Source organism: Prevotella sp. Sow4_E9_plate, from assembly GCF_052116205.1.
Taxonomy (GTDB): Bacteria; Bacteroidota; Bacteroidia; order Bacteroidales; family Bacteroidaceae; genus Prevotella.
Genome location: NZ_JBQKLN010000029.1, coordinates 1 through 15,988, shown reverse-complemented (window position 1 = coordinate 15,988; position 15,988 = coordinate 1). Strand labels below are relative to the sequence as shown.

The 15,988-nt window shown below is 46.7% G+C and carries 12 protein-coding genes; 4 read left to right on the top strand and 8 right to left on the bottom strand.

Annotated features, from left to right (window positions below; translation table 11 throughout):
• The 6 genes from ACTQ53_RS11425 to ACTQ53_RS11400 form a co-directional block, all read right to left on the bottom strand.
• The gene (locus tag ACTQ53_RS11425; protein WP_441933092.1) at positions 1-3,300 is read right to left on the bottom strand and encodes a SusC/RagA family TonB-linked outer membrane protein; all 3,300 of its coding nucleotides are present in this window, start codon (positions 3,298-3,300) and stop codon (positions 1-3) included.
• Positions 3,301-3,377: 77 nt separating this feature from the next.
• Entirely contained in the window at positions 3,378-4,658 is a 1,281-nt protein-coding gene (locus ACTQ53_RS11420) for a sialidase family protein (RefSeq protein ID WP_441933078.1), read from the bottom strand.
• Between the two features lie 33 nt (positions 4,659-4,691).
• A complete protein-coding gene (locus ACTQ53_RS11415; RefSeq protein WP_294969463.1) occupies positions 4,692-5,459 on the bottom strand; it encodes a creatininase family protein in 768 nt (255 codons plus the stop codon).
• A 4-nt stretch (positions 5,460-5,463) separates the two neighbouring features.
• The gene (locus tag ACTQ53_RS11410; RefSeq protein ID WP_441933077.1) at positions 5,464-6,648 is read right to left on the bottom strand and encodes an AGE family epimerase/isomerase; all 1,185 of its coding nucleotides are present in this window, start codon (positions 6,646-6,648) and stop codon (positions 5,464-5,466) included.
• Positions 6,649-6,677: 29 nt separating this feature from the next.
• Positions 6,678-7,595, bottom strand: a complete 918-nt coding sequence (locus ACTQ53_RS11405) for a dihydrodipicolinate synthase family protein (RefSeq protein ID WP_294969457.1) — start codon at positions 7,593-7,595, stop codon at positions 6,678-6,680.
• Between the two features lie 81 nt (positions 7,596-7,676).
• Positions 7,677-8,912: an MFS transporter gene (locus ACTQ53_RS11400; RefSeq protein WP_441933076.1), complete on the bottom strand. Its 1,236-nt coding sequence runs from the start codon at positions 8,910-8,912 to the stop codon at positions 7,677-7,679.
• 358 nt (positions 8,913-9,270) lie between these two features.
• Between ACTQ53_RS11400 and ACTQ53_RS11395 the strand changes: the two genes are divergently transcribed.
• The 4 genes from ACTQ53_RS11395 to ACTQ53_RS11380 all read left to right on the top strand — a co-directional run bounded on the left by ACTQ53_RS11395 (position 9,271) and on the right by ACTQ53_RS11380 (position 13,693).
• Positions 9,271-10,473 carry an ROK family transcriptional regulator gene (locus tag ACTQ53_RS11395; RefSeq protein WP_295345982.1) on the top strand — a complete coding sequence of 401 codons (1,203 nt, stop codon included), beginning with the start codon at positions 9,271-9,273 and terminating at the stop codon, positions 10,471-10,473.
• Positions 10,474-10,525: 52 nt separating this feature from the next.
• Entirely contained in the window at positions 10,526-11,497 is a 972-nt protein-coding gene (locus ACTQ53_RS11390; protein WP_420377616.1) for an ROK family protein, read from the top strand.
• Positions 11,498-11,538: 41 nt separating this feature from the next.
• Entirely contained in the window at positions 11,539-12,330 is a 792-nt protein-coding gene (gene nagB, locus ACTQ53_RS11385) for a glucosamine-6-phosphate deaminase (RefSeq protein WP_153122475.1), read from the top strand.
• Between the two features lie 202 nt (positions 12,331-12,532).
• Positions 12,533-13,693, top strand: a complete 1,161-nt coding sequence (locus tag ACTQ53_RS11380; RefSeq protein ID WP_441933075.1) for a dicarboxylate/amino acid:cation symporter — start codon at positions 12,533-12,535, stop codon at positions 13,691-13,693.
• A 61-nt stretch (positions 13,694-13,754) separates the two neighbouring features.
• Here ACTQ53_RS11380 and ACTQ53_RS11375 read toward each other — a convergent pair whose 3' ends face one another.
• Both ACTQ53_RS11375 and ACTQ53_RS11370 read right to left on the bottom strand, forming a co-directional pair.
• The gene (locus tag ACTQ53_RS11375; RefSeq protein WP_295345978.1) at positions 13,755-14,894 is read right to left on the bottom strand and encodes a DUF418 domain-containing protein; all 1,140 of its coding nucleotides are present in this window, start codon (positions 14,892-14,894) and stop codon (positions 13,755-13,757) included.
• 222 nt (positions 14,895-15,116) lie between these two features.
• Positions 15,117-15,728, bottom strand: a complete 612-nt coding sequence (locus ACTQ53_RS11370) for an HAD family hydrolase (RefSeq protein ID WP_441933074.1) — start codon at positions 15,726-15,728, stop codon at positions 15,117-15,119.
• Positions 15,729-15,988 lie beyond the last annotated feature (260 nt).

The window sequence follows — 15,988 nt, the reverse complement described above, 5'->3', positions numbered from 1 at the left end:
TTAGAATGTTACTGATAAACCGAAGAGTAATGTGCGTGGTGTAGGGTAACGACCGTTGTCAATACCTGCACCATAGCCATTATACGCTGCTGGCTCTGGAGAAGCTCCATCATAACCAGTGATGTAGAACAGGTTCTGACCTGTTACATAGAGGGAAGCATTCTGCATGCCTACTCTGCTGATCCATGTCTTTGGCAAGTTCCAGTTGAGAGTAATCTCGCGCAATGCCAGGTAGTCGCCCTTCTCGTAGAAACGGGAGCTGTTACCGTTGACTGCGGTGTAACCATTGTTTTCACGGGTGATGTTCATCTTGTTCAACTGGTCAGCGTATGTGAAGACTGGAAGGTCTGCATCGCGGTTGGTCTCAGACCATGTATCCTTTACCTTGTCGATGAGGTTGAACGAGCCCTGATACTGTCCCAAAGAACGAGCCTTGAGGTCGTTGTAGATGGTGTGACCCAATGAGTAGTCGAAACGTGCATAGAGAGATACGTTCTTGTAACCGAATGTTGTGGTGAAACCACCAGTCACATTAGGGAAGATATTACCTACTACCACGCGGTCGAGCTGACTGATATGGCCATCGCCATTCACGTCTTCCCAGCATACATCTCCTGGCTCGATAGGCTTCCAGCCATTAGACTCCTTATAAGTCTTACCGGTTGCAGGATTAATCTTGTCTGCAAGACCTGGACCATAAAGATGTGCGATGTCGTCAACACGCTCGTTGGCATTTGCCTTTACATCGTCCCAATCTCTGAAGATATGCTGCTGCTGGTAACCTACCAGGTCGCCCAACTTGCCACCTTCACGGTATCCACCAATCCACTTGGTTGGGGTCTTGCCGTTGGCATCTACCTTGCCTGCTGCTACCTCGTAACCATCAATCTGGTTGTTTGGTTTGTCGCTGCTTGGCAACTGGAGAACCTTGTTGGCTACAGAAGTGAGGTTGGCTGTAACATCCCACTTGAAGTCCTTGCTGTTGATGATGTTGGCACGTACCTCCATCTCGAAACCTGAGTTACGAAGCTTACCCAAATTAGTCTTCATGCTAGAGAAACCGGTGTAACCTGGCAAACTGATATCAGTAAGCAAGTTATCTGTTGTACGGTTATAGTAGTCGAGGATAAAGCCCAGACGGTTGTTGAAGAAACCGATATCGAGACCTGCCTCGAACGACTTACTCTGCTCCCACTTCAACGCAGTGTTGGTAAGGGTTGAGTTATAGTAACCAGTCTGACCGCCATAGTTGCCATACTTCTTGTAAAGACCATAGATATCGAAGTTACCTATACCGTTTACGTTACCATTGATACCGTAACTTACACGTGGCTTCAAGTTGCTGATGACGCTGGAAATCTTAGAGTTCTTCCAGAAGTCCTCCTCCATGATGTTCCAACCTGCAGATACACCTGGGAAGAAACCCCAACGGTTGTCCTTCAACTTAGAGATACCGTCGTAACGATAGGTGAAAGAGAAGAGATACTTCTGCTTGAAGTCGTAGTTCACACGACCGAAGAGAGACTCGATACGGTAACCGGTCTTGCTGCTGCTTGTAGCAGTGCGGTCGGCACCTACATTCAATGTATGGATGCTATCGAATGGAGAGTTCCTGGTTTTGGCATTGAAATTGAAGTACTGGTAGTCGAAGTACTCACCACCCACCATCACATCTACATTGTGATTCTCGAAGAAGGTATCGTGATAGTTCAGGGTACCGCTCAACTGAATCTGGGTGAAGCGTGTGATGTTGGCATAAGCTTCGCGGGTTGTATTAGGAGAACCCTGGTTCTGCTGCTGGTAAGACTTGTTGAAGCTCTCGTACTGGTAATCGTAGTGATACTGAGAAGAGTTTGCTGTGAATACCAATTTCTTAGGGATGATGTTCAAATCGAAGCCCAAGTTGTAGGTCTGCTTACGTGTACCATCAGTACTGGTCAAGCGAGAACGGTAATACTCTGGGTTACCGTCACCTGTACCCCAACCAGAAGCAGGAGTACCATCCTCCAGATAGGGATTCCATGTAGGACGCTGTGAACGGGAACGATAGAAGAACTCGTATGTACCGATCCACAGAGAAGGCTGCTTAGCCCAGCTATAGGTAGTACCAGCCTTTACATTCAGGAAAGGAAGTACCCAGTAAGAACCGTTGATAGCACCATTGAAACGCTTGTAACCTGTACCCTTGACAGCACCATCCTCGTTGTAGTAGCCGAGACTTGCAGAGAAGGTACCCTTGTCGTTACCGCCAGAAAGGCTCAGGTAGTGATCCTGTGTAAGCGCTACATCGTGGAAGGTTGCATCTTCCATCTGACCGCTGTAATCCTTATAGAGTATCTGCTTGCCCTCGTAGTATGGGTCGTCCATTAACTGCCAGCCCTCGCTCTGGAGATGCTTGGTATCATCATTGAGATAACGGATATCGAACAACTTGTTACCTATACCATAACCCATCTGGTTATCTACAGAAGCGGCACTTGGAGCATTATTGGTATAACGCTTGTAACCCAAGCGGTTGTAGTAGATGTAATCATGTGCATTGAGGAAATCGTAACCCTGACGGGAGAAGTTCATACCGAGCTTAGCCTTGTAGTTAACTGTGGTCTTACCAGCCTGACCGTTCTTGGTCTGAACCAGAATAACACCACCGTTAGCACGGGCACCGTAGATAGCGGTAGAAGCTGCGTCCTTCAAAACCTGGATTGACTCGATGTCTGAAGGGTTGATGTCGCTCAAGCTCTCGCGGATGATACCATCCACAACAATCAAGGCGCCATTGTGTCCACCCGTGATAGAAGCACCACCACGGAGAGTGATGTTAGGGCTTGCACCTGGCTGACCAGACTCGCTGATTACGCGGAGACCTGTCACTGTACCCTGCAATGCATTACCCACGTTGCTGACAGCAGCCTTCTCCAATACCTTATTATCCATCTTTGAGATAGCAGTGGTCAATGTGGCACGCTTCTGCTGACCACCGTAACCTGTAACCACTACCTCGGCAAGCACCTGCTTGTTTTCGCTCATTGTTACGTTGAGAGGCTGACCCTCGAACTTGATCTCCTGAGTATCGAATCCGATATAAGAGATGACGATGATGTCGCCCTTCTTCACGTTGCTCAAAGAGAACTTACCGTCCAAGTCGGTAACAACACCATTGGATGTACCCTTCACGAGTACTGAAGCACCGATTACGGTCTCTCCAAAGTCATCAACTACCACACCTGTACAGGTAGAGGTCTGCTGCGTGGCACTCATTGCCAAGCTACTAGTACCTGCGAATGCTGGCGAAGCGCCCATGCATCCCAAAGATACGGCCATGACTAATTGCTTCAAATCTGAGTTCATGTTTATAAGTTGATAATTAGTTAATATTATTATTTGTATCTATTGTTCGTTATTTGGCCAACGTTCAATTTCATAAATCGAATGTCGTAATAGTCATCAGGTTGGGTTTTAGGATCTTTTCTGAAAGCATTCTCCTCCAGGAGGAAGAAGATGCTGCCATCCTTGCCCTGAACCATGGTAGAATAGGCTGAAGTGGTATAGCTCAGCTGATAGCAGCCTTCCCAGTTCTTGGCAATCGCCTCTGGGGTAGCGTAATCAGCAGGAGTCTCCAATGCCTTGTAGTAGATACCTACGTTGTTACGGCCTGGACCTACCGGAACACTCTGAAGCAACAGCTTTACCTTCTTGCCATTCTTCTTGGCATCCACTATGAGAACCTCGCCATTGCAAGAGTTCTTATGGGCAGCAACACCCATATTCTTGGCATCAGAAGCTATTACCTTGCCCCAAGAGCCTGTGGCAGTCTTCTTATCCTCATAAGTATAGATGTTGATGTGGCGTCCGCCCATCGCACGACTGCTGAGCAATACATTGCCGTTTGGCAATTCCTCGATCTTAGCCTCATCTCCGTGAGGAGCAGCCTCAGCTACATTCTTGCCCAAAACACTCCAAGTCTGACCGAAGTCATCGCTATAGAGAATGCGGTTACCGCTGCGGGTACACAACACGGTATAGACACGATAATACTTGCCTACCTTGATCTGCTTACTCTGACAGATTCTACCACTGGTAAAGAAGGCTGATTCCACTTCTGGGATGAGGTCGTAAATCTGCTTGGTCACTTCCTCGCCATACCATGTCTTACCCTCGTCGTCGCTGTAGTATCTACCCATCATCAGGAGATTGCCACGCTTTGACTCCCAATAGCCGATGCCGCCCGATGCACACATCAGGAGGATTCTGCCGCTCTTCTTATCTACTACGACAGCCGCATCGCCATGGGCGCAGTCGAAACTGGTAGCAATACCGTTTCCACCCTTTGCCACCATCTGCTCTGGAGAGCTCCAGGTAGCGCCCTTGTCCATACTGGTCTTCATCACGATGTCGAGATGACGGCCGCCTCCAATATCCTTATTATGATAACGATGATCGGTAAACGCAATCAACTTACCCGACTTGCACTCCACGATGGCAGGAATACGATACTGTGCATCCTTGTTAGAGAAGACGGTGATGCCACCCTGAGCGTTCACAGCCTGTGTCTCAACAGCCATAGCAGGGGTTGCAGCAGCAACCTGTGCAGGCATCATCAGGGAAATACCCATGGTAGCAAGACACAATGCCTTGCTTATATTTGCTGAAAAAATCATATTTTTACTATTTAGATTTTCTATTACTTATATTTAATACAAATCAGATACTGTTTCTGCCAGAGAGAACTGATAGAGGAATTCAACATATTCACGAACAACGGCTTCTGCAAACATCTTGCCCTTTTCGGCTGTAGCCAAAGCTGGATTTCCGATACCGGTATCCGTTGATACCATCGACCAGTTGCGAGGAATCCAGACCTTTCCACTATTCAATGCAGGAATTCTGAATCCCCTGGCTGCACCTTCGCCAGCTTCTTTCAAGTTCACCAACTCAGGATGATAATGCATCATCACAGAAGTCTCCACTTCATCAGCATGATCACCTGGCTGTTCGAAGAAATCTTTTGGATTGCTCATCTTGAACCACTCACTGGAAGCAATGATGAAATCAGGAAAATCCACAGCCAGATCACGAATCATATTCTTGAAGGTGTTTCCTCCATGACCATTCACGATGAGGAGTTTCTTGATTCCCTGATGCTGCAACGCTTCTACGATATCCTGCAGAATTGCCTTCTGAGTCTCATATCGGTAATGGATACAGAAAGCCACATCACGCTGTCCGGGATTCTGGGCACCCATAGCCACAGGAGGAAGCACCATGCAATTCACGCCTTTGTCGGCAGCAAGCTGTACGGCAGCATCCACTGCGATGCTATGTGATAAGATACAATCAGTAAGATATGGCAGATGCAGGTTATGAGGCTCTGTTGCTCCCCATGGCAGGATCGCCATCTGATACTGATTGTTTCTTACGGTGCCCAGATTCGATATACACAAATCTAAGTTCTTGTTCATATTTTTATTCTTTGTTCAAAATCTCCTGGCACAGAGAGTATGCCTTGATCATCATTCTCGGAATGTGGAACGGTCCCTTGAAGAGATTACCCTTGGCAGGCTGTGCCACGGTTCCGTCTCTGTGCAGATAACCATACCACTCGCCGAACTCGGCATCTGGGAAGTGGGCGTAGGTCCACTCGCTGATGCGCTGATGCTTGTATATATACTCATCATCACCTGTTGCCAGATAAGCATAGAGAGAAGCGATGATGGTTTCGGTCTGTGGCCACCAGAACTTCATATCCTGTGAATAATCCTGCGAAGGAAGATTCCTGCAGTCTCTGAAGTTGATGATGCCGCCATACTGCTTGTCCCATCCCCAGTCCCAAGACCAGTCGAAGATCTGCAGCGCCATATCGGTTATCTCCTTGTCCCAGCCTCTCTGCTTTGCCTCTTCCATGATGAACCATGAAGTCTCGATGCAATGACCCGGGTTGATGGTGCGGCCCATACAGGTATCCACAAATTCACCGTTCATGCCCACCGTCTCCAGAAGACACTTGAACTCCGGGTGGATAAAGTACTTCTTCAATTTGGCGATTGACTCATCAATCTGCTCGGTGAGCTTAGGGTCGTTGATAACCTTGCGGATGCATGAACCCACGTTGATGAGAATCATGATGATGCTGTGGCTCTGCAACTGCACTGATTCCTCGAACTTTGGAGCCAGGATGCCTGGTGTGGTGAGGAAGCGCTGGGTGTCCTTGAAAATCTGCAGGGCACGCCCGGCATACTTCTGGTCGCCTGTAGCCAGGGCATACTCTGACATCGCAATGGCTGCGAAGGTTTCAGAGAATACGTAGCGGCGCATACGCAATGGCTTGCCCTCAGCTGTAACAGAGAAGTACATTCTTCCATTCTCGTCGAAACAATGCTTCTCGATGAAGTCGAGGGTGCTCTTCGCAGCCTCCAGCCACATCGGGTTCTTTTCTACATTATTATATGCATAGGAGCATATAAAGGCGAATCGACCCTGGAACCATACCGACTTGGTGGAGTCTATCAGACTTCCGTCTCTATCCACACAAGTATAGACACCACCGTTCACCTTATCCCATCCATGCTCCATCCAGAAAGGCATGATATTCTGAGTTAAGTCGTTCTTGTAGGATTCAGCCCACTGCTTGATATATTCTTTAATATTCATTCTTATTGATTTAGTGGAGATGATTGAAATTAAAACTTATTGCAACGCTCGAAGAAGTTGATAGCTTCCAACTCTTTCTTCATTGCCTGCTCTTCCTCATCGGTCATGTTGCGGAATGGAGTACGGTTTGGCCCCAAATCGAAGCCCATCAGCTTCATGATACGCTTACCGCCCACGATGTTACCACGGTAGTGGCAGATCACGTTGATAACCTCCTGAGCGAAGTTCTGCTTCTCGCGTGCAGTCTCGATGTCGCCGTTCTTCCAAGCATCGATGATACCAACCAGTTCCTTACCATTGTAGTTGGTTGTTCCGCCGATGCCACCCTGTGCACCGCCCTGAGCCAAGCTAGGGAGGATGGTCTCATCCTGACCGTGGAGCATATCGTACTTGCCATCCTTGTAGAGGCGGCACTGGTTATACTCGTAGAGACTCTCGAAGGTATATTTGATACCAGCGAAGTTAGGAATGCGTCCATCTACAGCCTTCAGCAAGTCGAGCATTGGCAGGTAAGCGCCATTGAATGCAGGAATGTGGTAGTAGTAGAAAGGAAGCTCTGGTGCTGCAGAAGCAATCTCCTCGCAATACTTCACCAGTTCCTCGATGCGACCGATATGTGGAAATGGAGGAGCCATTGAACCGATACCCCAAACACCCAACTTCTGAGCATGCTCTGCAAGGCGACGACTCTCACGGAGGCAGCAGCTGCCCACATGAACGATAATCTTGAAGTCCTTTGGAGCCACCGCTACCCATCTCTCGGCGAGAAGCATTCTCTCCTCGGTGGTCAGCATGTAACCCTCACCAGAAGAGCCGTTGATGAACACGCCCTTCAGACCATTTTTCTGAAGCATCTTGGCATAAGCCTCGATAGGTTCCAAGTTCACATCACCGTTGGCATAAAAAGGAGTGAACGGTGCATCAATGAGTCCAATGATTTTTTCCATAATCAAAAATATTTTATACGTTAATTATATGATTCTTAATTCTTTATTCTAAATGATCTGCCGTTGGCAGATGCTTTCGATTTATTCCAGATTATCTGTCTTTGGTTTCAGGCAGACAAGCTGGAGTGTCAGTGCAGCTATCACCACGATGCCGAGTACGGCGAAGGCAAAGCCCAGGTTGCCGCCATCAGAGCACTTACCCATCACCTGTGTAACCATGGCTCCGGCAAATACGCCCACCATATTCATGATACCGTATGCTGTGGCTCTGTACTTTGCCGAGATAATCTGGCAGAGGATTGGCATATTGTTGGCATCAAACATACCGAAACCGATACCGAAGAGCAAGCCTGCTCCTACGATGGCTACCAGACTGTGACCGAAGCCGAGGAGGAAGAGCGCAGGAATGGTCATACCCAAACCGATGGCACTGGTATAGACACGGCCACGGATGTTCTTCTGTACCCACTTGTCTGAAAGCACACCTCCGAAAAGTACACCATGCAATGAAGATACGGCGATGGTGATGGTTGACATCGGACCCGCCTGCGACATTGGGATGCCCAAATTCTCAGCAAACAAGGTAGGGAGCCAGTTCTTGGTTGCCCAACCTGGGAGAGAAGGTACTGCAAAATAGAAGAGGATAACCCAGAATGCCCAGGTAGAAAGTACTACCGACAAACCCAGGAACAGTCCACCCTTGGCAGGTTTTGCCTGTTGCACAGGAGCTACATTCACCGCATCCTTATCCTTATCATGCAACAAAAGGAGCAACACTACAGAATAAGCGATTCCGAGAATTCCGAACCAGTGGAAAGTAGTGTGCCAAGAGAAGGCAGCAGCCACTGTAGCACCAAATCCTCCGATAGCCTGACCCACATACAAACCTGTCATGTGAACTCCAATGGCTAGAGATCTTGATTTGCCCTCATGCCAATCGGCAATCAGCGACAAAGCAGAAGGAATGTAGAGGGCTTCACTGATACCCATCAAAGCTCTGAGCATGTAGAGCTGGTTGAAACTGGAAGCATAACCCATCAGGTAAGTCACAAGAGACCAGACGAAGAGGCTGCCTACTACTAATTTTTTACGGCTGATTCTATCTGCTACGATTCCGGCGAATGGACTCACGATACCATACACCCAAAGAAAAACTGCCATCAAAGCTCCAAAAGCTTCAGCTTGCTGCAACTCCACGATGTCTGCCTTCATTTCCGCCTGCATGGTGGAAAGCATCTGGCGGTCCATATAGTTGAGGAGAGCCACTACCCAAAGGAGAGCTACAACCAACCAAGGATAAAACTTTTTATTTTTCATTACTCGACTGTTAGTTTTGTTATTCGGGTGCAAATATACAACAAAATTAATTATCTGCCAAATTTCAATAAACTTATTTTCATTATTATCATTAAATAAATTAGTTTAATTATTTATTATATCCTTTTTCTACATAATACCTTATTATATATATAAAAAGAGAGCTTGTATGGTTCAAAAACTATTAAAAGACAGGAAATCAATCCAAAGTAGCTCGGAAGCAAGGTAAAAACAGCAAGAAAAAGACTAAAATATCATTTTCTTTTAAATATTTAGATTAATTAACTTAGAAATATTAATAAAACGAATTTATTTATTTAACTTTGCAGCATAAAATAATTAATTAAGAGATCTCTATATGTTAAAAGACATCATCAATCATAAAAAATGGTCTGCGTCAAAGTCTGCCCTCCTCAACCAATTCATTGAACACGGTGGGCAAACTATTGCTGAGCTCTCCAAGAATTTGGGGGTCAGCGTTCCATATACCACCAAGACACTGAACGAACTCATCGAAATCGGATTGGTGCAAACGACAGGCAAAAGAGACAACTATTCTAAGAGAGCGCCTAAGATATACGACCTTATCGCTACCTCTGGATATTTTCTCGGAATAGATACCGGAAAAGATAATCTCACCTTCGGCATCTGCGACTTCTGCGGCAATATGATTGCAGACCCGGTAAAGATTGACATTGACTATAAAGACAACTTGGAATGCTTCGAAACCTTCATTAAATCCATCAACAGCTTTGTTGAAAAATCGGGCATTGACAAAAGCCAGATCAAGAATGCCTGCATGAGCATTGGAGGACGAGTGAATCCGGAAATAGGCTGTGCCTATAATTACTTCTCCTGCCTAGGAAAACCTTTGGCTGAGACAATGTCTGAAAAACTCGGACTTCCTTTCTGTATTGACAACGACACCCGATGCATGACATACGGAGAAAGTCTCAAGGGAGTTTGCAAGGGAATCAAGAACGTAGTCTTCGTCAATGTGAGCTGGGGCATCGGCATCGGAATCATCATCGACGGCAAACTGTACCAGGGCAAGTCGGGCTTCTCGGGAGAAATCGGTCACATGCACATATATAATAATGACATCATCTGCCACTGCGGAAAAACAGGATGCATGGAAACTGAAACATCAGGCTCTGCACTGCTCCGAAAGATGAACCAGAAGCTGCAGGAAGGAGGAACCTCCGTGCTCACCGACAAGGTGATGAAACAGCACCAGGAACTCACCCTCCAGGACATACTGGATGCCATCCAGAAGGAAGACGTGCTCAGCATCGAATCACTGCAGAGAATGGCTGTGGAGCTGGGAACAAATCTCGCAGGAATCATCAACACCTTCAATCCGGAAATGCTCGTCATCGGAGGCGACCTCTCAGTTACCGGTGACTATCTTACCCAGCCTATCTGCATGGGTATCAAGAAATTCTCACTCAATATGGTTAGTGAAGACTCACAAATCGTAACATCTGCCTTAAAAGACCATGCAGGACTGATAGGAGCCTGCCTCATGGCAAGAAGCAAAATATTACAAGGACATTCTTAAGAAAGAAAGAAATAAATAACTATTCAACTATTCATTACACAATTTAAACATGATGAAACAAAACGAGAAACCGTTTGTTATCGCCCTCGACCTGGGTGGAACGAATTCAGTGTTCGGCATCGTTGACAGTAGCGGAGAAATCAAAGCATCTACCTCTATCAAGACACAAGCCTATACAACAGTAGAAGAGTATGTCGCTGCTTCATGCCAGGCAGTGATGACTATCGTAGAAGAAACAGGTGGCATGGAGAACATCAAGGCAATGGGAATAGGAGCTCCTAGCGCCAACTACTATCGAGGAACGATAGAGAATGCAGCCAACCTGGTTTGGGGCAAGGGAATCGTACCTCTGGCAAAGCTCTTCGAGGATAAGCTCGGTGTTCCAGTAGCTCTCACCAACGATGCCAACGCTGCTGCGCTCGGCGAGAAATGGTATGGTGTGGCACAGGGCATGAACAACTTCGTAGAAATCACCCTGGGTACAGGTGTAGGCTCCGGCATTGTTGTCAACGGTCAGTTGCTCTACGGATGCGATGGCTTCGCAGGAGAATTGGGTCACATGATTGTGACACCGGTAAACGGACGTCCTTGCGGATGTGGAAGAAGTGGATGTCTGGAGACATACTGCTCTGCAACAGGAGTGGTAAGAACAGCCAAGGAAATGCTTGCCAACAATCCTGACACAACTTCCAGCCTTAAGAACATTCCTCTTGACAAGCTTACCTCTCTGGATATCTACAATGAGGCTATGAAGCAGGACGAGCTCGCTCTGCAGATTTTCAAACAGACCGGTGAAATGATCGGTGAGGCATGTGCCAATGTTGCTACCGTACTCAGCCCTGAAGCATTCATCTTCTTCGGAGGTCTGGCTAATGCAGGCGACCTGCTGATGAATCCTATCAAGGAAGCATACGAAAAGCACGTACTAAGTCTGTATCAGGGTAAGGCTAAGTTCCTTATCAGCGGACTGAAGGGTGCATCGGCTGCCGTCTTGGGAGCATCAGCCATGGCTTGGGAAATATAATCAACATTTAAATAAAAACAACCAAAAAACATTTTGCAATTATGCGCGTAATTATCGAAAAGAATTACGATGAGTTGTCACGTTGGGCAGCTCGTCACGTTGTGGAGACTATCAAGGCTTTCCACCCAACAGCAGAGAAACCATTCGTATTGGGTTTGCCTACTGGTTCTTCACCAATGGGTATGTATGCTGAAATCGTCAAGGCTGTCAAGGCTGGCGAAGTTTCTTTCAAGCATGTACTCACCTTCAACATGGACGAATACGTAGGTCTTCCTGAGTCTCACCCAGAGAGCTACCATTCATTTATGGCTCGCAACCTCTTCGATCACATCGACTGCCCTAAGGAGAACATCCATATCCTGAACGGCAACGCTGAGAACCTGGAGGAAGAGTGTGCACACTATGAGCAGATGATTGCTGAGGCTGGCGGCATCGACCTTTTCATCGGAGGTATCGGTCCTGATGGCCACATCGCTTTCAACGAGCCTTTCTCTTCACTCAACTCTCTTACCCGTGTGAAGACTTTGACAACTGATACCCGTATCGCTAACTCCCGTTTCTTCGACGGCGATATGAACAAGGTTCCTAGCACAGCGCTCACCGTAGGTGTTGGCACTGTTATGGCTGCAAAGGAAGTGATGATTCTCTGCAACGGCCACAGCAAGGCACGTGCTCTCCAGGCTGCTATCGAGGGTCCTGTTACCCAGGCTTGGACTATCAGTGCTTTGCAGACTCACAAGCACGGCATCATCGTTTGCGATGAGAGCGCTACCGACGAATTGAAGGTTAGTACTTACAAGTACTTCAAGGATATCGAGAAAGACAATCTGTAAAAAACAGATAGTATCTGAATTCATACATTGTACAAGAAAAAAAGGTTGGCGTCCTTCTGCTGAGAGGCAGGAGGGCGTTTTTTGTTGAGAAGAGCTTTTTCTTTGAGATGTTTTTTATTGAGATAGGCTTTTTATTGAGCAAAAGCTTGGAAAATAGTAAGAAAAGCCGTACCTTTGCAAACAAAAAAGCAAAACTACGGATATGAAAAGAATCAAAATGCCACTATTGGCAAGAATCATAATTGCCATCCTGCTGGGCGTAGTCTTCGGCAATTTCTTCAATGAAGCAGCCGTCAGAGCGTTTCTCACCTTCAACGGAATCTTCAGCCAGTTTCTTGGCTTCATGATACCGCTCATTATCATCGGTCTCGTAACACCAGCCATTGCCGATATCGGACATGGAGCCGGCAAACTCCTCCTTGCCACCGTGGGCATCGCCTTTGCCGATACCATCCTGGCAGGTCTACTAGCCTATGGCACAGGCTCTGCTCTCTTTCCACACATGATTGCCAACTCGGCCCATGTGGCAGTAGACAAAGTGGAAGAACTCAAACCCTTCTTCGAAATCAAGATACCTGCCATGGTAGATGTGATGAGTGCCCTCGTGTTCTCGTTCATCGCCGGACTGGGCATTGCCCATAAAGGCAGCCGCACCATGCAAAAGATATTCCAGGAATTCAAGGAAATCGTTTCCGGTGTCATCGCCAAAGTCATCATCCCCCTCCTCCCCCTTTACATCTTCGGCATTTTCCTGGGCATGACTTTCTCGGGCGAAGCATACCATATTCTGCTCGTCTTCGCTCAGATTATCCTCGTGATTCTCGTGCTCCATATCGTGATATTACTTTACGAATACCTGTTGGCAGGCGGCTTGACCCATAAGAATCCGTTCAAGCTGCTGCTCAATATGTTACCAGCCTACTTCACTGCACTGGGCACCTCCTCATCGGCAGCCACTATCCCGGTAACATTGAAGCAGACCTTGAAAAACGGTGTCACCGATGGCATTGCCGGATTCACCATTCCGCTCTGTGCCACCATCCATCTCTCGGGTTCAATGATGAAGATTACCTGCTGTGCGTTAACCATCTGTCTCATCAATGGTATGCCGTGCAATCTCCCTCTCTTTCTCAATTTCATCTTCGTGCTCGCCATCTGCATGGTAGCTGCTCCGGGAGTTCCGGGAGGAGCCGTGATGGCAGCGCTCGGTCCGCTAGCCTCTGTTTTGGGTTTCAATGCTGATATGCAGGCGCTTATGATAGCCCTCTATATTGCGATGGACAGTTTCGGCACCGCCTGCAATGTAACCGGCGATGGTGCCATTGCCGTAGTTGTGGATCAGATATTCAGAAAGGATCAATAAAAAATAAAAAGGTGTGTCATTAGTCCATGACACACCTTTTTTATTTTATCATCTTGAAAACTTAGAATTTAATCCAGGTCAGCTTCTTCCATATTCCCTCGAAAGGACCGTGGGAGTGATACTTGAGCCAGAGGTTAGAGAACAGACATTGTACTACCACCATGGCGATGCCCACAAAGAAGGCGTAGGTGATGCCGAGCTTCGTCTGAAGATTGAAACCATAATAGGCAAACAGTCCGCAACCGATGATAGACTGGAGGAAGTAGTTGGTCAGACTCATCTTACCAAACTGGCGCAGGAACGACAATCCCTTTCTGAACCATTCCTTACCGTACCACAGCAATACGAAACCTGAAACTACAAACGAGAGGATGAAGAAGTTGTAGATAGGATAAAGCCAACTGTTCCATGTTTCCATATGGCGCACATCAGCGATGCCTCCCACAATCAATACCAGGATGGAAACCGCCAGCACCTTTTTCCACAAAGCCAGGTTGTTGTTCTCATTGTAGAACCAACGCTTTCTTCCCACCAGCATTCCGAGTATGAAGAGGCAGATGGTCTGCGTATGTCTTCCCTTCATCATGCACCAGTAATAGGTAGCCACCTGTCCGTATCGCAGGTTTCCATAGGCATTCTCCAGGAAACTGCCGTGCTGATGACCATGATACATATTTCCATACACCTCTCCCAATGCCGATGCATCTACCTGCCATCCGGTAATGAGGGAATAGATTTCTATCGGTTGGATAAAGAGGAAGGCAACCACCCACCAGAGCCATTTGGTAGGAAGATAGCTCAATGGGATGAGAACCAGACCATAGATGGCATAAGAGAAGAGAATGTCGCCATCGAAAAAGGCGGTGTTCACAATACCGAGCATTGCCAGGAGGAACATTCGCCAGGCGAATCTACCCGAAAAGCAATTTCCTCGCTGCTGCTGGTTATCGTTCATGATGAAGAAACTCAATCCGAAAAGCAGGGCAAAAATGCCATACATCTTTCCCGACAGCAGCAATGCCAGCACATCTGCCATCCAATCATCACACCCCAACGTATAAGCATGCGCTATACTTCCGTCATACATATTGAAATGCTCCACGGAGTGATAGAGAATAATACCAGCCACTGCCAATCCTCGCAAGGCATCAGCCACGTCAATACGGCTGTTTTTCAATCCTAATGTCTTGTAAAAATTCATTTCGATTTTGTAAGTTAGTTATTATTAGCCCACAAAGGTATAACATTTTGTTGGAAAAAGCGAATAAATCAGCCTTTTCCTAAGTTATTCGTCAGAAAAAGTGTGGGAATTTGTTGATTATTCGTTAGAAAAAGTGTGGAGTTCTTGCGATTATTCATCAGAAAAAATGCAAATTAACACAAAATTATTTAACGAATAAAAGCTTCGATTCTGACATATCCGTCAGAACCGAAGTGCAAGCCAATCATCAAACTTCACGTTCTGGAAGGTATGGATGCCCAGCTTCTCGGCAGCCTCGCAGTTTTCCTTCAGATCATCGATGAAAAGGGTTTCGTCGGGATGGATGTTCGCCTGCCTGATTACCTCCTCATAGATGTGGGCATCAGGTTTTGCAAGATGCATTCTCTGAGAGAGGAAACACTGCTCGAAATAATCCTCTACCCCATGGTTCTGATAAGGGAAGAGATGCTCCACGCAATAATCCCAATGCATATCGATGGTATTACTCAGGAGGAAGAGACGATAGCCAGCCTTCTTCAACTGCAGGAGTCGCTCCTTTTTCTCATCCGGAATCTCCACCAGCATCTTGTTGGCAGCATCGATGATTTCTTCATTCGTCACATCAGTCCCAGTCAACTCGCGGGCTGCATCGCAGAACGCTTCGGTGGTAATCATTCCCACACCCAGTTTGCTCATCAGCTTCATGCCTTCACTCTGAGGATTTGAATCAACTAATTTCCCCATTCCTATCGCCTTGAAAGCCCCGATGCATCCTTCCGGATTGAGTTTCACCAAGACATTACCTAAATCGAATATGATATTCTTGTATTGCATAATCTATACCTTATTTTAAATCGCACTTTTAATCCTCAATCAGATACTTACTGCAAAAGTACAGTAAATTTGGGAGAGAACAAATGATTTAGGGAAGGAATTTCAGGAATATAACATTTATTAGTAAAAGAGGATCTTCCCCATCATCCCGCGAATTCAACAAGCAAGTGCAAAATTACGAAATGTTTTTGTAAAAGCACTCCTTTGGTGTTGAGAAATTCAATTTCTTTCTTGGTCTCTCATTAATTTTTGCCGTAAAC

Coding starts and splice junctions, on each gene's coding strand:
- ACTQ53_RS11425 (WP_441933092.1), bottom strand. CDS start 3,300: ATGGGCGCTTCGCCAGCATTCGCAGGTACTAGTAGCTTGGCAATGAGT.
- ACTQ53_RS11415 (WP_294969463.1), bottom strand. CDS start 5,459: ATGAACAAGAACTTAGATTTGTGTATATCGAATCTGGGCACCGTAAGA.
- ACTQ53_RS11375 (WP_295345978.1), bottom strand. CDS start 14,894: ATGAATTTTTACAAGACATTAGGATTGAAAAACAGCCGTATTGACGTG.
- ACTQ53_RS11370 (WP_441933074.1), bottom strand. CDS start 15,728: ATGCAATACAAGAATATCATATTCGATTTAGGTAATGTCTTGGTGAAA.
- ACTQ53_RS11390 (WP_420377616.1), top strand. CDS start 10,526: ATGAAACAAAACGAGAAACCGTTTGTTATCGCCCTCGACCTGGGTGGA.
- ACTQ53_RS11420 (WP_441933078.1), bottom strand. CDS start 4,658: ATGATTTTTTCAGCAAATATAAGCAAGGCATTGTGTCTTGCTACCATG.
- ACTQ53_RS11410 (WP_441933077.1), bottom strand. CDS start 6,648: ATGAATATTAAAGAATATATCAAGCAGTGGGCTGAATCCTACAAGAAC.
- ACTQ53_RS11400 (WP_441933076.1), bottom strand. CDS start 8,912: ATGAAAAATAAAAAGTTTTATCCTTGGTTGGTTGTAGCTCTCCTTTGG.
- ACTQ53_RS11405 (WP_294969457.1), bottom strand. CDS start 7,595: ATGGAAAAAATCATTGGACTCATTGATGCACCGTTCACTCCTTTTTAT.
- ACTQ53_RS11380 (WP_441933075.1), top strand. CDS start 12,533: ATGAAAAGAATCAAAATGCCACTATTGGCAAGAATCATAATTGCCATC.
- nagB (WP_153122475.1), top strand. CDS start 11,539: ATGCGCGTAATTATCGAAAAGAATTACGATGAGTTGTCACGTTGGGCA.
- ACTQ53_RS11395 (WP_295345982.1), top strand. CDS start 9,271: ATGTTAAAAGACATCATCAATCATAAAAAATGGTCTGCGTCAAAGTCT.